This is a genomic window from Streptomyces sp. NL15-2K, from assembly GCF_030551255.1.
Classification (GTDB): Bacteria; Actinomycetota; Actinomycetes; order Streptomycetales; family Streptomycetaceae; genus Streptomyces.
The window spans coordinates 4762651-4783743 of sequence record NZ_CP130630.1 but is presented as its reverse complement, the minus strand read 5'-3'; the positions used below and the strand labels follow the sequence as shown (position 1 = coordinate 4783743).

Annotated in this window: 18 protein-coding genes and 1 pseudogene; 17 read left to right on the top strand and 2 right to left on the bottom strand. The window is 69.7% G+C overall.

Annotated features, from left to right (window positions below; all coding sequences use genetic code 11):
• The first annotated feature begins 117 nt into the window (after positions 1 to 117).
• The 11 genes from rsmI to Q4V64_RS21160 all read left to right on the top strand — a co-directional run bounded on the left by rsmI (position 118) and on the right by Q4V64_RS21160 (position 14746).
• Positions 118 to 1008, top strand: coding sequence for a 16S rRNA (cytidine(1402)-2'-O)-methyltransferase (rsmI, locus tag Q4V64_RS21210; RefSeq protein ID WP_124441556.1), 891 nt, complete (start codon positions 118 to 120; stop codon positions 1006 to 1008).
• A gap of 215 nt (positions 1009 to 1223) precedes the next feature.
• Positions 1224 to 1595, top strand: coding sequence for a hypothetical protein (locus Q4V64_RS21205; RefSeq protein WP_124441557.1), 372 nt, complete (start codon positions 1224 to 1226; stop codon positions 1593 to 1595).
• A gap of 76 nt (positions 1596 to 1671) precedes the next feature.
• Complete coding sequence (locus Q4V64_RS21200; RefSeq protein WP_124441558.1) at positions 1672 to 2559, top strand: TatD family hydrolase; 888 nt, start codon at positions 1672 to 1674, stop codon at positions 2557 to 2559.
• A gap of 119 nt (positions 2560 to 2678) precedes the next feature.
• Positions 2679 to 4109 carry a resuscitation-promoting factor gene (locus Q4V64_RS21195; protein ID WP_124441559.1) on the top strand — a complete coding sequence of 477 codons (1431 nt, stop codon included), beginning with the start codon at positions 2679 to 2681 and terminating at the stop codon, positions 4107 to 4109.
• Between the two features lie 92 nt (positions 4110 to 4201).
• Positions 4202 to 5071, top strand: a complete 870-nt coding sequence (gene rsmA / locus Q4V64_RS21190) for a 16S rRNA (adenine(1518)-N(6)/adenine(1519)-N(6))-dimethyltransferase RsmA (protein WP_124441560.1) — start codon at positions 4202 to 4204, stop codon at positions 5069 to 5071.
• Positions 5068 to 5970, top strand: coding sequence for a 4-(cytidine 5'-diphospho)-2-C-methyl-D-erythritol kinase (locus Q4V64_RS21185; RefSeq protein WP_124441561.1), 903 nt, complete (start codon positions 5068 to 5070; stop codon positions 5968 to 5970). The genes rsmA and Q4V64_RS21185 overlap by 4 nt, the downstream gene beginning before the upstream one ends.
• A gap of 427 nt (positions 5971 to 6397) precedes the next feature.
• A complete protein-coding gene (locus tag Q4V64_RS21180; RefSeq protein ID WP_124441562.1) occupies positions 6398 to 8218 on the top strand; it encodes an ABC-F family ATP-binding cassette domain-containing protein in 1821 nt (606 codons plus the stop codon).
• 194 nt (positions 8219 to 8412) lie between these two features.
• The gene (locus Q4V64_RS21175) at positions 8413 to 10248 is read left to right on the top strand and encodes a PQQ-binding-like beta-propeller repeat protein (protein ID WP_124441563.1); all 1836 of its coding nucleotides are present in this window, start codon (positions 8413 to 8415) and stop codon (positions 10246 to 10248) included.
• Between the two features lie 58 nt (positions 10249 to 10306).
• Positions 10307 to 12244: a PQQ-binding-like beta-propeller repeat protein gene (locus Q4V64_RS21170; protein WP_124441564.1), complete on the top strand. Its 1938-nt coding sequence runs from the start codon at positions 10307 to 10309 to the stop codon at positions 12242 to 12244.
• Between the two features lie 305 nt (positions 12245 to 12549).
• On the top strand, positions 12550 to 13257 hold the full coding sequence (locus tag Q4V64_RS21165; protein ID WP_124441565.1) for a response regulator transcription factor: 708 nt from the start codon (positions 12550 to 12552) through the stop codon (positions 13255 to 13257).
• A gap of 124 nt (positions 13258 to 13381) precedes the next feature.
• Positions 13382 to 14746 carry a cytochrome P450 gene (locus tag Q4V64_RS21160; protein ID WP_124441566.1) on the top strand — a complete coding sequence of 455 codons (1365 nt, stop codon included), beginning with the start codon at positions 13382 to 13384 and terminating at the stop codon, positions 14744 to 14746.
• A gap of 85 nt (positions 14747 to 14831) precedes the next feature.
• Here the strand turns inward: Q4V64_RS21160 and Q4V64_RS21155 are convergent, their stop codons facing one another.
• Entirely contained in the window at positions 14832 to 15440 is a 609-nt protein-coding gene (locus Q4V64_RS21155; protein ID WP_124441567.1) for a hypothetical protein, read from the bottom strand.
• A gap of 1180 nt (positions 15441 to 16620) precedes the next feature.
• On the opposite strand from Q4V64_RS21155, the gene Q4V64_RS21150 reads away from it, so the two are divergent.
• The 4 genes from Q4V64_RS21150 to Q4V64_RS21135 all read left to right on the top strand — a co-directional run bounded on the left by Q4V64_RS21150 (position 16621) and on the right by Q4V64_RS21135 (position 19217).
• Positions 16621 to 17331, top strand: coding sequence for a peptidase inhibitor family I36 protein (locus tag Q4V64_RS21150; RefSeq protein WP_303710985.1), 711 nt, complete (start codon positions 16621 to 16623; stop codon positions 17329 to 17331).
• An 81-nt stretch (positions 17332 to 17412) separates the two neighbouring features.
• Positions 17413 to 17832 carry a hypothetical protein gene (locus Q4V64_RS21145; RefSeq protein ID WP_124441569.1) on the top strand — a complete coding sequence of 140 codons (420 nt, stop codon included), beginning with the start codon at positions 17413 to 17415 and terminating at the stop codon, positions 17830 to 17832.
• A 351-nt stretch (positions 17833 to 18183) separates the two neighbouring features.
• Positions 18184 to 18927, top strand: a complete 744-nt coding sequence (locus Q4V64_RS21140) for an HNH endonuclease family protein (protein WP_253267097.1) — start codon at positions 18184 to 18186, stop codon at positions 18925 to 18927.
• A 68-nt stretch (positions 18928 to 18995) separates the two neighbouring features.
• Positions 18996 to 19217 carry a hypothetical protein gene (locus tag Q4V64_RS21135; RefSeq protein ID WP_303710983.1) on the top strand — a complete coding sequence of 74 codons (222 nt, stop codon included), beginning with the start codon at positions 18996 to 18998 and terminating at the stop codon, positions 19215 to 19217.
• Positions 19218 to 19474: 257 nt separating this feature from the next.
• On the opposite strand, the pseudogene Q4V64_RS55120 reads toward Q4V64_RS21135, so the two are convergent.
• Positions 19475 to 19561 (bottom strand): annotated as a pseudogene (locus Q4V64_RS55120) (nucleotidyltransferase domain-containing protein); the annotation flags it as partial.
• Between the two features lie 332 nt (positions 19562 to 19893).
• Between Q4V64_RS55120 and Q4V64_RS55115 the strand changes: the two are divergent.
• Both Q4V64_RS55115 and Q4V64_RS21130 read left to right on the top strand, forming a co-directional pair.
• A complete protein-coding gene (locus tag Q4V64_RS55115) occupies positions 19894 to 20187 on the top strand; it encodes a LuxR C-terminal-related transcriptional regulator (RefSeq protein WP_253267098.1) in 294 nt (97 codons plus the stop codon).
• Between the two features lie 246 nt (positions 20188 to 20433).
• Positions 20434 to 20952 (top strand): hypothetical protein, encoded by a 519-nt coding sequence (locus Q4V64_RS21130; protein ID WP_124441571.1) that lies wholly within the window; start codon positions 20434 to 20436, stop codon positions 20950 to 20952.
• Positions 20953 to 21093 lie beyond the last annotated feature (141 nt).

The following is a 21093-nucleotide window of genomic DNA, read 5'->3' as shown; positions in this document are numbered from 1 at the left end:
CGTAGGGAACCGTTCTGTGTGAGTCGCGCGCATGGGCGGTAGAGGCGCGGATGCGTCCGGATCCGGCGGCTGTGGAGGGGAGGCGTCCGCATCCCCGGGCCCTGGGAGGATGGGGACGTGACAGTTACGCCCGGAACCCTCGTCCTCGCAGGCACTCCCATCGGCGCCATCGCCGACGCGCCACCCCGGCTCGCCGAGGAGCTGGCCGGCGCCGATGTCGTCGCCGCGGAGGACACCCGGCGGCTGCGGCGGCTCACGCAGGCGCTGGGCGTGACGCCCAAGGGACGAGTGGTGTCGTACTTCGAGGGCAACGAGTCCGCCCGCACGCCCGAGCTGGTGGAGGAGCTCGTGAAGGGCGCGCGGGTGCTGCTCGTCACCGACGCCGGGATGCCGTCCGTCTCCGACCCCGGGTACCGGCTGGTCGCGGCGGCCGTCGAGAAGGACGTCCGGGTCACCGCCGTACCGGGACCGTCCGCCGTGCTCACCGCGCTCGCGCTGTCCGGGCTGCCGGTCGACCGGTTCTGCTTCGAGGGGTTCCTGCCGAGGAAGGCGGGCGAGCGGCTGTCGCGGCTGCGGGAGGTCGCGGACGAGCGCCGCACGCTCGTCTACTTCGAGGCCCCGCACCGGCTCGACGACACCCTCGCCGCCATGGCCGAGGTGTTCGGCGCCGACCGGCGGGCCGCCGTCTGCCGGGAGCTGACCAAGACGTACGAGGAGGTCAGGCGCGGCGGGCTGGGCGAGCTGGCCGCGTGGGCGGCGGAAGGCGTCCGCGGGGAGATCACGGTCGTCGTGGAGGGCGCGCCGGAGCAGGGGCCCGAGGAGCTCGACGCCGAGGAGCTCGTGCGGCGGGTGCGGGTGCGCGAGGAGGCGGGGGAGCGGCGCAAGGAGGCGATCGCCGCGGTGGCCGTGGCGGCGGGGGTGCCGAAGCGGGAGGTGTTCGACGCGGTGGTGGCGTCGAAGAACGCCGGGGCCGAGAAGGGCGCACAAGGGGGCGCACACCGCGCCTGAGCAGGGCGTATCTCCTCTGAGCGTGCGCCCCATGGCTGCGCAAAGAGTCACCTTGGAAGGCAAAGCCGGGACAAGGTCAACAGGTCGGTTTGGAAAGGAAGGCCCAAATCACCGCCAACACTCGGCAGGTCTGCTGCCTTGGCGCCCGCTGAGGAGTCCACTGAGTTGCAGAGGGCGTACCCGTCCTTGTCGTCCAGCGGACACCAGGAGCTGGCATGAGTGAGATCGCCGTCGTCCACGAGTCGTATTCCTTCGCCTGCATGCGCTGCGGGCACGGGTGGGAGCAGTCGTACGAGATAGAGCATCACGTGGACGCCGATGGCCGGGAGTTCGTGCAGTACGTGGTGGACGGCCAGGTCGTGCCGTCCCCGCTCAGCAGGCCCACGTGCCAGAACTGCGACAACCACGTCGTCCGGATCATGCGGCCGGGCCGGGTCGCGTCGGCCCGGGACGCCGCGTACCGGCAGCACCGCACGCCGCCCGCCGGGCCGGTGGAGGCGCCGACGACCGGGGCGGAGGGCCAGAGGGAGCACGATCACTGGCACCTGTCCGATCTCCTGCACGCCTTTCAGCGCAAGGCGAGCTGACGCCCTCCGGTGAGCGCAAGGTGAGCCGACGCCCTCCGGGACCGGTGACGGCATGCCCCTTTCGTAGGATCGGGGCATGCCTGCGAACGCCCCCTCGTCCGACAAGAACGCCGCGCCGCCGCTCCCGGAACCCCTCCGGGTACCGGTCGCCGACTCCCACACCCACCTGGACATGCAGTCCGGCACGGTGGAGGAAGGGCTGGCGAAGGCCGCGTCGGTGGGCGTGACCACGGTCGTGCAGGTGGGGTGCGATGTGCGCGGCTCACAGTGGGCCGCCGAGACCGCCGCGGCGTACGAGGCCGTCCACGCGACCGTCGCCCTGCACCCCAACGAGGCCCCGCGCATCGTCCACGGTGACCCTGATGGCTGGTCCCGGCAGGGCGCGCGCGAGCCGGGCGGGGACGCCGGGCTCGACGAGGCGCTCGCCGAGATCGACCGGCTGGCCGCGCTGGAGCAGGTCAAGGGCGTCGGCGAGACGGGCCTCGACCACTTCCGCACCGGCCCGGAGGGCAAGGCGGCCCAGGAGAGGTCCTTCCGCGCCCACATCGAGATCGCCAAGCGGCACGGCAAGGCCCTGGTCATCCACGACCGCGACGCCCACGCGGACGTCCTGCGCGTCCTCAAGGAGGAGGGCGCCCCCGAGCGGACGGTGTTCCACTGCTACTCCGGCGACGCGGACATGGCCGAGATCTGCGCCCGCGCCGGATACTTCATGTCCTTCGCCGGCAACGTCACCTTCAAGAACGCCCAGAACCTGCGCGACGCCCTCGCCGTGGCGCCGCTGGAGCTGGTCCTCGTGGAGACGGACGCCCCCTTCCTCACCCCGGTGCCGTACCGCGGACGGCCCAACGCCCCCTATCTCGTTCCGGTCACCGTGCGTGCCATGGCCGCCGTACGGGGCATCGACGAGGACGCGCTGGCGTCGGCACTCGCGGCGAACACGGCACGCGCGTTCGGCTACTGACCCGTTAGTGACCTACGCTGGGTAGCCGCGTCGCTTTGGAGAGTGACGATTGCTCCGCTAGGTTCTGGGGGCCCGATCCGGACCCCTCTGGACCCCTCCGGCCCCTGGAGCGTGTCGGCGTGAGCAACTCGCAGTACCAGACGTTCGAGACGTACGGCCCGAGCGATCCGTACGGCGCGGATCCGGCCCGCGAGCCGTCGGCGTACGACCCGCCCCTCGGCCCGCCACTCGGTCCGCCACTCGACCTGCCCCCCGACGTGCACAGCGCACAGACGCTGGCCTACGGCATGCACGCGGCGTCGTCGTCGCCGTACGAGGACACGTACCGGCCCGCCTACGAGGCACCGGGGTCGCCCGAGCCCGAGCTGCCGCGGCAGGGCACGCCGGACGCGCCCGTCGTGCGCGCCGGAGCGGGACGGCGCGGAGCGCGCCGGCGCCGGGCGCGGTACGCCGAGCGTTCCGACGGCATGCGCCGACTGCTCCCGCAGGCGCTGGTCGTCGCCTTCCTCGCCGGCGGCACCACCGCCTTCGTCGCCAAGGACAAGGCGATCGAGCTGAGCGTCGACGGCAAGCCGCGCACGCTGCACACCTTCGCGGACGACGTCACCGAGCTGCTCACGGAGGAGGGCGTGGAGGTCGGGGCGCACGACGTGGTCGCGCCCGCCCCCGACGACGCGCTCGCCAGCGGCGACGAGGTCGCGGTGCGTTACGGCCGCCCCGTACGGCTCACGCTCGACGGCCACCGGCGCGAGGTGTGGACGACGGCGCGCACGGTGGACGAGGCGCTCGAACAGCTGGGGGTGCGTGCGGAGGGCGCGTATCTGTCCGCTTCGCGCTCCCGGCGCATCGGGCGCGGAGGCCTCGCGCTGAACGTGCGCACCGAACGCTCGGTGACGATCATGGCGGACGGCCGGGCCCGCAAGATCCGCACGAACGCGGCGACCGTGCGGGAGGCCGTCGAGGAGGCCGGGATCACCCTCCGAGGCCAGGACACCACGTCCGTCAAGCCGGAGAGCTTCCCGCGCGACGGGCAGACCGTCACCGTGCTGCGGATCATCGGGACCAAGGAGGTCCGCGAGGAGACGATCCCGTTCGACGTGGAGCGGACGGACGACCCCTCCCTGTTCCGCGGCACGGAGATCGTCGAGCGGCCCGGGCAGCCGGGGCTGCGCCGGGTCACGTACTCCCTGCGGACCGTCAACGGGGTCAGGCAGAAGCCGCGGCGGATCAAGTCCGAGGTGGTGCGGCAGCCGCGCACGCAGGTGGTGAAGGTCGGGACCAAGCCGCTGCCGACGTCCGTACAGGGCGCCGACCACCTCGACTGGCAGGGGCTGGCGGCCTGCGAGTCCGGGGGCCGGCCGAACGCCGTCGACTCCTCGGGGACGTACGGCGGGCTGTACCAGTTCGACACCCAGACCTGGCAGAGCCTGGGCGGGAAGGGGCGGCCGCAGGACGCGTCGGCGGCCGAGCAGACGCTCCGGGCGAAGAAGCTGTACGTGCGCAGAGGGGCGACCCCCTGGCCGCACTGCGGGACGCGGCTGCACGGATAGCCGCCGGTACATCGCGGATAGCCGCCAGTACAGCCCCCGTACCGCCCTCGCACGGCCCCGTCCGCCCTCGTACGGCCCCGTACCCTTGTCGGGTGAGCAGCCCTCCCCCCGACGCCCTCCTCGGGCCCGCCGACGTCCGTGAACTCGCGACGGCCCTCGGCGTCCGCCCCACCAAACAACGCGGCCAGAACTTCGTGATCGACGCGAACACCGTCCGCCGTATCGTCCGCACCGCACAGGTCGGCCCCGACGACGTGGTGGTCGAGGTGGGACCCGGGCTCGGCTCGCTCACCCTCGCGCTGCTGGAGGCCGCCGACCGGGTCGTCGCCGTCGAGATCGACGACGTCCTCGCCGCCGCGCTCCCCGCGACCGTCGCGGCCCGCATGCCCGACCGCGCCGACCGCTTCCACCTCGTCCACTCCGACGCGATGCGCGTGACCGAGCTGCCGGGCCCCGCCCCGACCACGCTGGTCGCGAACCTGCCGTACAACGTGGCCGTACCGGTCCTGCTGCACATGCTCGAGACCTTCCCGAGCATCGAGCGCACCCTCGTCATGGTCCAGGCGGAGGTCGCCGACCGCCTCGCCGCCGCGCCCGGTTCGAAGGTGTACGGCGTCCCGTCGGTCAAGGCCAACTGGTACGCCGAGGTCAAGCGGGCCGGATCCATCGGGCGCACCGTCTTCTGGCCCGCGCCGAACGTCGACAGCGGGCTGGTCTCGCTGGTGCGGCGGGCCGAGCCGCTGAAGACCACCGCCTCCCGGCGCGAGGTCTTCGCCGTCGTCGACGCGGCGTTCGCCCAGCGCCGCAAGACCCTGCGGGCCGCGCTCGCCGGGTGGGCGGGGTCGGCGGCGGCCGCGGAGGCGGCGCTGGTCGCCGCGGGGGTCTCGCCGCAGGCGCGCGGGGAGGCACTGACGGTGGAGGAGTTCGCGCGGATCGCTGAACACAAGGAGCCCGGCAAGTGAGCGTCACCGTACGCGTCCCCGCCAAGGTCAACGTCCAGCTCGCGGTGGGCGCCGCCCGCCCCGACGGCTACCACGACCTGGCCAACGTCTTCCTCGCGGTCGGCCTCTACGACGAGGTGACGGTGACCCCGTCCGACGAGCTGCGCGTCACCTGCGCGGGGCCGGACGCGGACCAGGTCCCTCTGGACCGTACGAATCTGGCGGCACGGGCGGCGCTGGTTCTCGCGGAGCGCCGCGGTCTTGAGCCTTCCGTGCACATCCACATCGCCAAGGACATCCCGGTGGCGGGGGGTATGGCGGGCGGCAGCGCGGACGGCGCGGGCGCGCTGGTGGCGTGCGACGCGCTGTGGGGCACCGACGCCTCCCGCGAGGAACTCCTCGACATCTGCGCCGAGTTGGGCAGTGACGTGCCGTTCAGCCTGGTGGGCGGGGCGGCGCTCGGCACCGGGCGCGGGGAGAAGCTCAGGCCCCTGGAGGTGGGCGGCACCTTCCACTGGGTGTTCGCGATGGCGGGCCGCGGGCTGTCGACCCCCGCCGTCTTCCGCGAGTTCGACCGCCTGGGGGAGGGGCTGGACATCCCCGCCCCCGTCGCCTCCCAGGAACTCCTGGACGCCCTCGCCAAGGGCGACCCGGACGCACTCGCCGGTGCCGTCTCCAACGACCTCCAGCCGGCCGCGCTCTCCCTCTTCCCGGAACTCGCCGACACCCTCGCGGCGGGCCGCGCCGCCGGTGCGCTCGCCGCGCTGGTCTCGGGCTCGGGTCCGACCACGGCGTTTCTCGCGCGTGATGCCGAGTCGGCGGCGAGGGTGGCGGAGACACTGCGGGCATCCGGCACGTGCAGGACGGTACGTACGGCGGCGGGGCCGGCGCAGGGGGCGACGGTGCTGCCCGGGGCCTGACGGTCGCTGGGGGCTCCGCCCCCAGACCCCCGGCCTATGCCCACCCACCACCCGTCTCGGTAGGCCGAGAGGTGCACCACATCCAGCCCGTCCGGCGTGCACTGACGAGGGCTGCTCAGCCACCTCCCAGCCCGTCCGGCGTTTGAGGACGAGGCCGTTCGGGCCGAGGGGGTCTGGGGGCGTAGCCCCCAGTGGGGTGCAGGGGCGGAGCCCCGCGAGGGGTGCGGGGGACGCAGTCCCCGCCGGGGTCGAAGGGGCAGAGCCCCTGGCGGGGTCGAAGGGGCAGAGCCCCTGGCGGGGTCGAAGGGGCAGCGCCCCTGGGGATGGGACGGGTAGGGGCGGCGGGGGCGAGAAACCCGGCCCCCCGATACCCACCCGCCCAGCCGACTACCCTGGAAGGTCGATCGTCCCCCCTGTCAGGAGAAAAATGGCCGTCAACCTGGTCAATGTCGAGAACGTCAGCAAGGTGTACGGCACTCGTGCCCTCCTCGACGGCGTGTCCCTCGGCGTCTCCGAAGGGGACCGCATCGGCGTCGTGGGCCGCAACGGCGACGGCAAGACCACCCTGATCCGCATGCTCGCCAAGCTGGAGGAGTCCGACACCGGCAGGGTCACCCACTCCGGCGGCCTCCGCCTCGGCGTCCTCACCCAGCACGACTCCCTCGACCCGGCCGCCACCGTCCGGCACGAGGTCATCCGGGACATGGCCGACCACGAATGGGCGGGCAACGCCAAGATCAGGGACGTACTGACCGGCCTCTTCGGCGGCCTCGACATGCCTGGATTCCCCCAGGGCCTCGACACCGTCATCGGCCCCCTCTCCGGCGGTGAGCGCCGCCGCATCGCACTCGCCAAGCTGCTCATCGACGAGCAGGACCTGATCGTCCTCGACGAGCCCACCAACCACCTCGACGTCGAAGGCATCGCCTGGCTGGCCAAGCACCTGCGCGAGCGCCGCTCCGCGCTCGTGTGCGTCACCCACGACCGCTGGTTCCTCGACCAGGTCTGCACCCGCATGTGGGACGTCCAGCGCGGAGCCGTCTACGAGTACGAGGGCGGCTACTCCGACTACGTCTTCGCCCGCGCCGAGCGCGAACGCATCGCCGCCACCGAGGAGACCAAGCGGCAGAACCTGGTCCGCAAGGAGCTGGCCTGGCTGCGGCGCGGCGCCCCCGCACGCACCTCCAAGCCCCGCTTCCGCGTCGAGGCCGCCAACGAGCTCATCAAGGACGTCCCGCCGCCCCGGGACAGCAGCGAGTTGATGAAGTTCGCGTCGTCACGGCTCGGCAAGAGCGTCTTCGACCTCGAGGACGTCACCGTCCAGGCGGGCCCCAAGGTGCTGCTCAAGCACGTGACATGGCACCTCGGCCCCGGGGACCGCATCGCCCTCGTCGGCGTCAACGGCGCCGGGAAGACCTCCCTGCTGCGGGCCATGGCCGAGGCGGCCCGGACACAGGGCGAGGCACAGCCGGCCGGCGGGCGGATCGACGTGGGCAAGACAGTCAAGCTCGCCTACCTCTCCCAGGAGGTCGGTGAGCTCAACCCCGGCCTGCGGGTCCTGGAGGCCGTTCAGCAGGTGCGGGAGCGCGTCGACCTCGGCAAGGGGCGCGAGATGACCGCCGGACAGCTGTGCGAGACCTTCGGCTTCAACAAGGAGAAGCAGTGGACGCCGGTGGGGGACCTGTCCGGCGGTGAGCGGCGCAGGCTCCAGCTCCTCCGCCTCCTCATGGACGAGCCCAACGTCCTCTTCCTCGACGAGCCCACCAACGACCTCGACATCGAGACGCTGACCCAGCTGGAGGACGTCCTCGACGGCTGGCCCGGCTCGATGATCGTCATCTCCCACGACCGGTTCTTCGTCGAGCGGACCACGGACCGGGTCTTCGCCCTCCTCGGCGACGCCACCCTGCGGATGCTGCCGCGCGGCATCGACGAGTACCTGGAGCGGCGCCGGCGCATCGAGGAGGCGGCGGCCGCCTCGGCACCGGCCGCCCTGAAGGCCGTATCGGACAAGAGCGAGAAGAACGAGAAGAGCGCCGCCGACCAGCGCGCCGCCAAGAAGGAACTCCAGAAGATCGAACGGCAGCTGGACAAGATCTCCGAGAAGGAGACCAAGCTGCACGCCCAAATCGCCGAGAACGCAACGGACTTCGCGAAGGTGGCCGAACTCGACACCGCGCTGCGGGACTTGGTCGGCGAGCGGGACGAACTGGAGCTGCGGTGGCTGGAACTCGCCGAAGACGCGTGAAGGGTGCGTGAAGGCGCATAACGGGGGCATCACGGGCCGGTCCTCCCTTGGGAACAGGGGCTGAACCGGCCCACTGCGTTGTCGGTGCCGGGTGATAGAAAGGGCCGCCTGAGAACTTCATGAGTACGACTCTGGGTCCATCACGTACCTCAGGGCGTGGCTAAAAATCAGTGATTGAACGGGGGAAGCCGCTGATGACTCAGCCGCCCAATCAGCCGCCGCAAGGTGGCTTCGGAGCGCCGCAGGACCAGCCACCACAGCAGCAGGGAGGCTTCGGGGCGCCACCGCCGCCCCAGGGGCAGCCCCAGACGCCACCAACTCCGCAGGCTCCGCAGCCTGGTTACGGCTATCCCGAGCAGCCACCACAGCAGCCGCAGCCCTCCGGCCCGTACGCCCAGCCCGGCCCGTACGCCCAGCCGGGCCCCTACGGCGCACCACCCGGCACGCCCGGCACGCCCGGCACGCCCGGCGCACCCGGCCCGTACGGCCAGCCGCAGCACCCGGGACCGTACGGAGGGCAGCCCGGCTACGGCTACCCGCAGCAGCCCCAGTTCCCCGGCCCGCCCGGCACCCCGCCGCCCGCCTCCGGCTCGCGCAACCCCTTCAAGGGCAAGCCCGCCCTGGTCATCGGCGCAGCCGTGGCCGCGCTGCTCGTCATCGGCGGAACCGTATTCGCCGTCACGAGCGGCGGTGACGACGGCAAGGGCGAGAAGAAGCCCGTCGCCGGGCCGAGCGACGGCCCCAAGGCCACCGGCTCCGAGGACCCGGTCAACCCCGGCGACGGCAGCGGCGACGGCGGCTCCGACCCGCAGAACCTCAACGAGGGCCGCCAGGCGGGCGAGGCCAAGGTGCTCTGGTACAAGGACGCGCCCGACGCGCCCGGTGACGGCGCCGACGCCCCCGGCATGTGGATCACCGACAAGACCGCGGTGAAGGCGGCGTACAAGCAGCTCTTCGCCTACAACGTCGGCGACGGCAACCCCACATGGGACCCGATCACCTTCGAGCAGAAGATCTGCGCGGTCACCCCGCAAAAGACGGCCGACGACAAGATCGTCGTGGCGTACGAGAACGGCAGCACCGACCGCGCCGACTGCAACCAGCTCCAGGAGATCGACCTCAACACCGGCGAGAAGGGCTGGACCGGCGAGGTCGCGGACGGCGACCTGTTCGACAGCACCAGCCAGCTCGGGCTGTCCGTCACCGGCAACACGCTGATGGTGGGCCGCTCGCAGTCCGGCACGGCGTACGACGTGCGTACCGGCAAGAAGCTGTTCGACAAGAAGAGGTACGGCGAGTCCTGCTTCCCGAGCGCGTTCGCGGGCGGCGCCCGGCTGGTCGTCGTCTCGTCCTGCGGCGCCGGCGGGACCAACGAGCACGACGAGATACAGGAGCTGGATCCCACGACCGGCAAGGCCAAGTGGACCCAGAGGTTCGACAAGGGCTGGAGGGCCGCGCGGACCTACTCCGTCGACCCGCTGGTCGTCTACCTCACCAATGACGACAAGGACGCCTGGAACATCTCCACGTTCACCGCCACCGGCAAGTTCCGCTCGCAGGTCGGCTTCGACGAGGACTTCGCCCCCGAGTGCGGCTGGGCCCTCCTCTCGCGCGACCTCCAGGGCTGCGAGGGCGTGGCCGCCGATGCGGGCACCCTCTACCTGCCCACCGAGGCGACGACCGGGGCGAACGAGATCGTCGCGATCAACCTCGCCGACGGCAAGGAGAAATGGCGGGTGAAGTCCCTGGCGGACGAGTCGATGCTGCCGATGAGGATCGAGGGCGGCAAGCTCGTCGCGTATGTGGAGCCGTCGTACGACGCGGGCGGTCAGATCGTGTCGATCCCGACGGCCGGCGGCAGCCACACGCCGACGAAGCTGTTGCAGATGCCGAAGGGCACCGCGGAGATCGAGAGCGGCTTCTTCTCGAAGGCCATCGACTGGGCCGACGGCCGCTTCTACATCTCGACCGCCCGGCTGAACGGCAAGGACGACGCGAAGGAGAAGTTGATGCTCGCCTACGGCAAGTGACCCTTCTCTTCTGTCCCTTCGTCCGCTCCGTCGTCCCCGCCTCCGAGGTGCTCACGCCATGACCCAACCACCGCCCCCGCCGCCCAACCAGCCACCCAATCAGCCGCCGTCGCCCAACCAGCCTCCGCAGCAGGGGGGTTTCGGCGCACCACAGGACCAGCCGCCGCAGCAGCCGGGTGGCTTCGGTGCTCCCCAGGCCCCGCAGACGCCACCGCCTCCGCCGGGGCAGCAACCGCAGCCGGGTTACGGCTACCCCCAGCAGCCCCAGCAGCCCCAGCAGTCACAGCCGCCCCAGACCCCTCCCGGTTACGGCTATCCGCAGGCCGCCCCCCAGCCGCCGCAGCCGCCCGCCGGTTACGGCTATCCCGGTCAGGCACCCAACCCGGCCCCGACCCCGACTCCGAACCCGTACGGGCAGCAGCCCAACCCCTATGGCCAGCAGCCCGGTTACGGCTTCCAGCAGCCGACCATGCCCATGCAGCCGCAGGCCGGGCAGCCGGGACAGCCGTCGGGCGGCGGGCGGAAGGTCAACGCGCAGCTGCTCATCATCGTCGCGGCCGTCGTGGCGATCGCACTGATCATCGGCGGCGGTGTCTGGTACGCCTCATCCTCCGGTGACGACGGCAAGAAGGACGACACCGCCAACTCCAGCGGCGGCGCCGGCGGCACGGACGACGGCAAGAACGGCGACGGCGCCGACGGCGGCACCTCGGGCACCTCTACCAAGGCGGTCGAGAAGGTGCCCGCCAACCCCGCCTCCAAGGTCCTCTTCCAGGTCCCGGCGCCCGCGGTGAAGGACGACAGCACCATCTCCACGTCCGGCTCCTGGCTCACCGACAAGGTGTACGCCAAGAGCGGCATCGCCGAGATCGTCGGCTACGACCCCGACAAGGGCACCAAGCTGTGGACGATCAAGCTCCCCGGCCCGGTGTGCCAGGGCAGCAACCACACCACCGCCGACAACAAGACGGCGATCATCTACGAGCCCGAGATGCCGACCAAGGCCGAGCCTTCGCACGGCTGCAGCCAGATCGCGGCGATCGACCTCGACGCGGGCAAGAAGCTGTGGACGAAGACCGCCAAGTCCGGTGACCAGCCGATCAGCTTCAGCAACATCACCGTCAGCGCGAGCACGGTCGCCGTGGGCAGCACCAACGGCGGCGCCGCCTTCGACATCCCCTCCGGCAAGCAGCTGTGGGCCCCGAAGCCGTCCGACACCTGCTACGACTCCGGGTACGGCGGCGGCCCCAAGCTGGTCGCGGTGCGCAAGTGCGGTGCGTACGACCAGCGCGAGCTGCACATCCAGACCATCGACCCGAAGTCCGGGAAGGTGATCACCGAGTACAAGATGGCGACCGGCATCGAGTACGCCAGCGTCATCTCGACCGACCCGCTGGTCGTGGCCGCCGACGTCGGCGACGCCGCGGAGGACGGCAGCGGCATCTCGGACTTCTTCTCCATCGACAACAAGACCGGCAAGCTGCGCACCCGGATCGCGGCGCCCAGCGACCAGTACGGCGCCAGCTGCGACGGCATCTCCAAGGTCGAGGAGTGCTTCGCGGTGGTGGTCGGCAACGACCGGCTCTACCTGGCGACCGAGGAGCACGACGCCAACTCCGACGGGCTGAGCCAGACCAACGAGATCGTCGCCTTCGACCTGGCCACCGGCAAGCAGACCGGCCAGCGCGCCGACGCGGGCGCCGACTACACGATCACCCCGATGCGCATGGACGGCCCCAACCTGATCGCCTACAAGCGGCCGCCGTACGACAAGGGCGGTCAGATCGTCAGCATCGACGGCGGTTCCTTCAAGGAGACGAAGCTGCTGGAGAACCCGGCCACGGAGTCGGTGCGGGACGCGGAGACCAGCATGAGCCCGGAGTACTCCGAAATGCTGTACTCGCAAGGGCGTCTGTTCATGTCCGAGGTCTTCGCCAGCGAGTTGACGAGTTCCAACGACAAGGAGTACCTGCTGATCGGGTTCGGCACGAGCTGAGCGGTCGCGAGAGCCTTGTCGCGCACGGCCCCGTCCCTGTTCAGGGGCGGGGCCGTGCGCGTACCGCTCATCACCCTCGAATCAGCGGAAAGCCAGAAATTCCGTCGATCCGGGGCACTTCTCACGTGTAGGGGAAGCGCAACGTCGAACAAGCGTGTAGCTTCCGGGGGCATGAAGGGCGGGGGGAGCCGGGAGGGGGCTTCTGTCCGTCGTCCGTGCGGACCAGTGGGCATCCGAAGTGGGCAGCCATAGGGGCATCCACGGAGATCCATTGGGGGGACTGGGGGACTGGGGGGGTTTGCTCGATGGGAGTGCGGCTCATGGTGGTCGACGACCACCGATTGCTCGCCGAGGCGCTGGCCTCGGCACTGAAGCTGCGGGGGCACCGGGTGCTCGCCGCGGCGGCGCCCGCCGCGGGCGCGGCGGAACTGGTGATCACCCGGGCGCCGGAGGTGTGCCTGTTGGGGACGGCGACACCGGCCGAGCCGGGCATGTTCGACCCGGTGGTCCGGATCAAGCGGGAGCGGCCGCAGGTCGCGGTCCTGGTGCTGGGCCCGGTACCGAGCCCGCGCGGCATCGCGGCGGCCTTCGCCGCGGGCGCGTCCGGCTACGTACGGCATGACGAGCGCATCGAGGGGGTCGAGCGGGCGATCATGAAGGCGAGGGCGGGGGAGGCGGCGGTCGCCCCGCAGCTCCTCCAAGGGGCCTTCAGCGAACTCCTCAACCCGGCGGCCCAGCCGGACGACGAGGGCCAGCGCCTGCTCCAGATGCTCACGCCGAGGGAGGTCGAGGTCCTGGTCAGGGTCGCCGACGGCGAGGACACCCGCCTGATCGCGGCGGGCATGGGCATCGCACCGTCGACGGCCCGGACCCATGTCCAGCGCGTACTGATGAAACTGGGCGTGGGTTCGAGGCTGGAAGCGGCGGCGTTGGCGGCGAGGACGGGGTTGCTGGATCGGGCGGGGCCGCTGCCGCACTCTCTGCCGGAGGCGGGAGGGGGGCCGGCGTCCTAGGTGGGGGGCTCCCCCCGCAACGAGCTCGTCCCGCGTGGTGCAGGCATGTTCATGACAGGATTGCGCTGGGGAAAGTTCAGGGAAGCCATAGGGGATGCCCATGATTGCCGTGAAGGGATGACCCGTGACGTCCACTGCGCCTCCCCCAATACCCCGAGCCGAAGGATCGTTTCCATTCATCGGCCACGCTCTGAAAATGCGCGACAACCTAGGCTTCATCGACTCGCTGCGCGAGACACGGGAACCACTCGTCGAGATCGTCCTGCAACCCGGGACGCGCACCGTCGTGGTCCAGGACCCGGCCCTGATTCACCAGATGCTCAAGGCCCTGGCGCCCACCCTCGACAAGGGCCGGCTCTACGACAAGCTGGGCCAACTGCTGGGCGACAGCGTCGTCACCGCCACCGGCCGGACCCACGTACGCAAACGCCGCCAGGTGCAACCAGCGTTCGCCCACACCGAGATCAACCGGTACGTCGACATCATGCGTGCCGAGGTGGCCGCCACGGTCGCCGGCTGGGAGCCCGGGCGGACCCTCGACGTACGCGAGGCGATGGTCGGGCTCAGCCTCGACATGCTGGCCAAGACGGTGTTCGCCGGCAGCCTCGACGACGCCGTCTTCCGCCGGCTGCGCAGCGACCTGTCGGTGGTGCTGAACGACGTCGGTGTGCGCATCATGCTGCCCGACTGGGCCGAGCGCCTGCCGCTGCCCTTCAACCGCCGCTTCGACCGGGCCCGGGCCGGCGTGCGCGCCACCATCAACACCGCCGTCGACGAACTGCAGGCCTCCGGGCACGACACCGGGGACATGCTCTCCATGCTGCTGCGCGCCGTCGACGAGGAGACCGGCGAGCCACTGACCGGGCATCAGATCTGCTCCGAGATCCTCACCCTGGCCGTGGCGGGCACCGAGACCACCGCGTCGGTGCTGTCCTGGACCCTGTACGAACTCGCCCGCCACCCCGGCATCGAGGCCCGGGTCCTGGCCGAGCTGGACGAAGTCCTCGGCGAACGGCCGGTCGCCCTCGACGACGTGACCCGGCTGCCGTACCTGAACCGGGTGATCACCGAGACCCTGCGGCTGCACCACCCCGGCTGGCTGGTCACCCGCCGCACCACCGAGGAGACCCGGCTCGGCGAGTGGACGCTGCCCGCCGGCACCGAACTGGCCTACTGCCAGCACGCCCTGCACCGCGACCCCGAGCGCTTCCCCGACCCGCACACCTATGACCCGGACCGGTGGACCGACCCCGCGCAGGAGCCTCCGCCGGGCGCGTTCCTGCCCTTCGGGGACGGCAAGCACAAGTGCATGGGGGACCGCCTCGCCCTCACCGAGATGGTCACGGCGCTCGCGACGATGCTGCGTTCGGTACGGCTGGAACTCGCCGAGGGCCAGGTCATCCGCCAGGTCGCCCGGCTCACCGTACGGCCGCGCAGCCTGCGGATGACCGTCCGCCCCCGGAACCGTCCCGATCCGGGGTCGGCCTAGCCGTACCCCGAACCGGCGGAGGACGAGAACGCCCCGCAGGCGCAGGGCGGCCGGACGTGGCCCGGCCGCCCTGTCCCGGACGAACTCAGCGGAACTCTACGGGGATGTACAGGTCGTAGCGGCGGTCGGTGGGGGCGGTCAGGTCGGAGAGGGTGACGATGGCGCACTTGACGTTCTCGCCGCAGACCTTGCCGGGGACGATCTCCGGCTTCAGGTGCTGCAAAGTGGTGCGGAAGGAGCCCCCGGGCTCATAGGGCAGGGTGACGCCCGGGGTGCCGGTGTCCGCGTCGGTGATCCGCCGGGAGGAGCCGTCCGTGGGCCGGCTGCCGCCGGGGCACGGCCCGGGCATTTCGGTGTAGGTCGCCGGATCGCCGGGTGCGACCGTCGGCGGTATCACGCAGAAACCGACGTAGATGCCCTGCGCCCGGTTGTACCCGGTGCCCGCCACGACCGCGGTGGCGTCGCCGTCGGCCGGGAGGATGCGGGTGGCGGCGAGCCGGGGGGTGTAGGTGACGCCGTCGGCCTGGATCGTGCGGTGGTCGGTGCCTATCGCCGCCGTCGGGCGCGGCGAGTTGTCGGGGGAGGGGGAAGCGGTCGCCGGGGCGGTGCTCCCCAGGGCGAGGGCGGCGCCGCCGACGAGGGCGGCACCACCGGCGACGGCCCTGCGCAGCCGAGACGTGGGGGGAGGAGTCATGGGGGGGATCGGCCTTTCAGGCAACTGTCAAACAGCTGCGTGTAGTTACACGTGTAGTTACATCAGTGAGATTCGCGCCGCCCTGGCCGAATGTCAACGATGTTCGATTTGTGGCGTCGATGCGACTGGCTGAGCTCAACTGGCCTTCAGTACCACCGACTTAAGGAACATGGCTGGTAGGGCGCCTGTGGCAGGAGTGCCGGGATGCCACGGCCGGGGCAGGCCAAGTCGGAGACGAACGAGCGGTTGTCGGACCGGATCGAGGTCGGGGTGCTGACGCGGACGTTTCCACCGGAGCTGTGGGCCGTGTCGTGGCCGAGTGCGGGCGGGAAGGGCAGCGTAACCGGCAGCCGAAGACGGCGGACTCACGGAGCGTCTTCCCTACACGCATGGATCGCGTCCAGGCCGAGCTGGCCGCGGCCGAGCAGGAATTGCAGGAGTGCGCACTCGCCGGTCCTGAGCTGCCACTGGGCCTGGACTTTTACTGCCGCGCAGGATGTGTCCGAATGCTGGCCACAGCCAAGGTGACTGGCTCATTTCGATCCACAAGGTCGGCACCGCCTCTCTCGTCTCAGGCCATAGGCGCCGAGCCCCAGTGACCAATAGCCAGGCAATGGGCCGCTGGTACGAATGTTGGTCAACCTGATCAAGGCACGGGTCACGCCGGATCACTCCGCTTAGCCACCATATGCACGCACAAACCTGCCGCATGGCAGGTCGACATGGATTCCGTTTCGTCGGAACGGGAGAGCATCTATTCCGGTCACAGTCGATTCAGGGTGCTCCTGCCCGCCATTTCTGCAACTACAGTGACCTGCGTTTGAGGCACAGAAGTCGCTCATCATCCGGGGGATCGTTTTGCGGGGGCAGCCAGTACGGCTATGGCATGGAGGTTCGGCTCTCTTGCCGAAGTCGAGGAGCATCTTGCGCCAGTACGTGGCACACCGCCCGGTGGGTACTGCCATCGTCGCCTTCAGCGCTTTCCTGCCCTCGAAAGCCGTGCATTGAGCATTGCCCGTTGATTCGACACAGTCACCGCAATCATCACTTGGGTGGCCTGACGTTCCTTGTCCCTGCAGTCAGGTGTGAGCCATCAAGTCAGACCGTGCGTGCCCACTTGCCGCCCGGTCGGCCCAGCACTGCTTTCCAGCTCTCATTTTATTTCCGAAGGAGACCATTCGTGCGTATTCGTCATCTCGTTGTTGCCACCGCTGTGGCATTGGTCGCTACCACAGCGCCGGCGGTAGCCGCCTCGCCGAACGTGGAGCCAGCACAGGACGTCATCACTGACGTCCTGACGCCCGCGGAGGAGGCCGAGGTGCATGCCGCAGCCGATCCCGATCTCAAGGTGGACATGTACTACAACGGCGAGAAGATCGACCCGGCCGGCGACTGGGAGGGCGCCCAGATCTGCGCCGAGGTCGACGAGGACGGCACCATGGAGTGCTTCGATGACGACACCGAGGCCAACAGCCGTCTGGCCAGCGTCGCCCCCACCAAGGAGGCCCGACAGGGAGCCGCCGCTGCCCTCACCGGGCAGGCGAGACAGGCCACAGGCAGCGCCTCCCCGCTCGCCTCTGACGACTGCCGCAATGGGTGGGTCTGCCTCTGGCAGGACTCCAACTACAGGGGGCGCCGCCTGCAGTGGCCCACCTACGACACGTCCAAGACCCGCCACCTGGACATATACTCGCCCTCCTTCAGGGACAAAGCGTCCAGCGCGGCCGTCATGCGCTCTCAGCGTGGTGTCACCCTGTACGACTTCCGCTCCGGTCTGCCCGACCCCCGCCTGATCCTCGCCTCCGGCTACACCCTCTGGTCCAACTTCAGTAACTACGACTACACCTACGGCGGCAGCTGGAACGACAAGGCCGACGCCATCCTGTTCTGACACACTGAGTCCTGCGCCCTTCCGGGCTTCGGCACCGGAAGGGCTCCTTTCACCCCCCACGCTGGAGAGACCATGCGCGCAGTGATCACCCCGCTGCTGGGCATCGCAGCTACGGCCGCGCTGCTCACCGGATGCAGTCTTCAAGACGACTCCGTCGGGCCTGGTCCCACCGGCGTGGCCACGAAACTCCCCCAGGACAGTAATCGGGCCAAGTCCTCCAAGCAGGCGCGGGAGTTTCGGTCGTGGGTGGACAAGCACGGTACCGGGAGTCAGCAGAAGGCGGCCGCACGAGTCCAGAGGATCATCGGTGACTGGGACGACAAATCCGGAACAGCCTTCATCTCCACCGACATCAACGGCGGCCCGACCCCGGTCAAGGACCCCACGTCCACGGCAGAGACCATCGTGAAGACGTTCAACGCCTACATAAAACCGCAACAAACCCGCGTCAGCGTCTACGACGTCTTCGGCCAGGTGCTTACCGGCAACGCAGGGACGTGAGCTCGGCATCGCGTGCAGGGACCGCACAGTTCAGGGATTCGCCAACGAACGGTGATCCAGGCCACGGCGTACAAGCCAGAGGCCGACAAGCGCACATACGAAATCCCGCCGCTTCGGAGCTCGGCCCGGACAGAGGTCCCGTCGCCGCGCGGGTCGGCACAAAAAGGGTATTGGCGCGATAGGCGGTAGCCCCTCCGCCCACAAGCACTCTGCTGCACCCGATGCCCAGATCGGTACGTCACCACCTGATTGTCCATCAACGTGTGTGGCGTGAACATGGCTGCCTGGACACCCTGGGCGGATAGCGTGCAGAGTCCGATTGTCGAGCCGGAAGAGGCCAGAGTGCGGAACGTGAAGCATGAGCAGCGGCGACGGACGTGGGGCCTGGCAGGGGCCGTCCTGGCCGTCATGCTGACAGGGTGTTCGGCGGTGACCGAGCCGACTCCCGACGCCAGCGGCGTCACCCCTGCGGGCGCCGCCGCTCCCACTGAAGGCAGCGCAGCAGGAGCAGCAGAAGGTGGGCAGGCGGAGGTAGCGTCGAAGCTACCGGGGCTGCCAACCGCCGAAGAGGCCCGCACCGCGCTGGATGGTCTGAGAGTGGCGGCTCAGGGGTCGATGGCGGGTTACAGCCGCGCGAAGTTCGCCAACTGGTCCTCCCAGGGCGACAGCTGTGACACCCGCGAAATGGTTCTTCAGCGCGACGGCACCGATGTGCAGCGCGATGACGAGTGCCGGGCCGTGTCCGGGAAATGGGTGAGCGTCTACGAGAACAAGACCTTCACCGCCGCTGCCGACCTCGACATCGACCACACTGTGCCCCTGGCCAACGCCTGGCGTTCTGGCGCCGACACCTGGACACAGGTCGAGCGCGAAGCCTTCGCCAACGACCTCACCCATCCGCAGCTGCTGGCCGTATCCGCCGCCACGATCCGCTCGAAGGGCGACCAGGGGCCGGACCAGTGGCAGCCACCGAATCTGTCCTACTGGTGCACCTACGGCCGCTCTTGGACCATCGTCAAAGCCACCTACAAACTGACCGTCACCCAGGACGAGAAAGCCATGCTCACCAAGATGTTGGACACCTGCACCCCATGAACACGCCCTCGGCGCCGGACGCACCGGAGCGGCTGCTAGACACTGTTGAGGCTGGACCCGGCGGAGCCATGACCGACGATGTCGGCATCGTCACCGGCGACCTCACCGTCGCTACCACCCTCCAACCCGGCGGCCGCGCAGCCCTCACCGTCCAGTACACCGGCGCCGAGGAGTGGTATCACCTCACCGGCAGCAGCCCCGCTCCCCTATCGCCCGCAGGACTCACCGCCCTCCACCGCGAGGTCCTTGAGCGCCTCCGGGCAGGCGGTGGCGCTCAGGCACCAAGCTGAAATCCGCCCTGGCCGAGCACGACGGACGACGTCCCCGGTCAGGGCGAGGAGCGCGGGCCGAAGGGCCGTGTTCAGGTCGACGACGCGTTTGCGGCCCCGTCGGCCCAGCGGACCCGTCCCAACGACGCCTGACCGGGGTCGAGTTCCCGCACCCCTGAGCGACACGGTGGCTTCACGGACACCGGCGGCACGGCGCCGACCTCCCCCTCGCAGCCGTCCGCACGCAGATCACCGGGGTCGAAGGCACCCCGGCACTAGATCGCCAAGTCCCAGTCGCCGGCGGGTGGTTCGGTGCCCTCGGCGGGGGAGCCGCCGAGGGTGACGCTATGGACGCCGGGAAGGGCAAAGGTACGGCTCCTGGCAGACGGGTGGTGAGCTCTGGGAAAGCGTACGACGGTGCTTCGGGCAGGGTGAACCGGAACCGGAATATGGCCGGAATATGAGTTCGCCGGCTTACCGGAAGAGCCGGGAGTAGCGGGTTCTGCGCCGCGGCACGTCTTGCCGAGTTTCGGCTTTAGAGGGCCGGGAGGTCCTGGATATCGATATTCCGACGGTGGCGAAAAATCGATATTCGACGATGGCGTAAAGACGCCAAGGATTATGCTCCATGCGTCTGATTTGATGTGGCTTGTGGGGCTGTTGTTTCTCGTCGGTCGTTTCATAGAATCTTCACGAGGTGGCCCCGACCGGCTACCGCTTAAGAGGGAGGATTGGCTGTGACAGCGCCGCAGCTCGAGAAAACGGACCACAAGATCCTGAGCTGCTGTATGTAGGACTGAGCGACGCGGGGGTCGCACGGCAATTGGGACTCGGCCACCGGACTGTGCAGCGCCGCGTGGGGAACCTTATGGGCCAGCTCAGGGTCAAGGGCCGCGTGGCCTTGGGCGCGAAAGCGCAGGAACTGGGCCTGGTCGGCTCGCCGGGAGCCATAGAACGGCCGGTTTCAGAGGCGGTTCCGTCAGGGGAGTGACCAAGCAATGTGATGTCCGGCATTCCCTGCAGATTCGTTGTGAAATGTGGCTGAAAGAGCCTGTCGCTGCCGTCAGCTTCAAGTCCGCAGCAACACTATCGCCATCCGCCACTGGTGCGCCTGCTCCCGGCGGCGGGTCTCAGGCCCGTGCCCCCCAACGGCTTTGCCTGCCCCGCAGGCAGCTCTGCCATACATCCAATCCGGGCCACCGCTTCCACACACCCGACTAACTAAGAAGGAATATATATGCGCAAGATCCTCACGGCGACCGGTCTCGTCTCGTCCGCTGCTGCGCTGGGCCTGTTGCTGGCCAGTCCGGCGGCCGCCGCGACGGGCAAGTCCCAGTTCGACGTCGTCTTACCCGGCCAGAAGCCGCAGACGACCTACTACGTGGAGAACGTAGGTGCGTTGAGCGGGACGATGACCGGAAAGTCCGCGGTCTACTGGCAGATCGTCGGCGACCAGGTGATCGACGGCTCCAAGCGGTTCACCAGCTTCAAGATCACGACGCGGATCGAGGAGCGCCTCACCAAGACCACCGAGGATCACGTCGTCACCAAAAAGACATGCGACCTGACCGAGATGGTCAACGACCACTACTCCTGGTCGGCGGACGATCCCGCGAACACCTGCGTTGCTCCGCCCACCATCTACGACGGTGAGTTGTGGTGGTCGTCGGACTCCACGATCGTCTACGACATCGAGGGAGACGGGAAGGGCCTCATCACTCAGGAACTGCAGGGCTCCCCGCTCATCCACGGCTGACGCCCGGAGCATGCGGCGCCCGCGCCACCGAAGCGTGGATCGCCGCGTGCGGTGCTGTCCAACCCTGAGCGGCCGACCGCCGCAGCACCATCTGCCGATCGCACTGCGTCGGCAGGCTCGCGTCGGCGCGCTCGCGCCCTG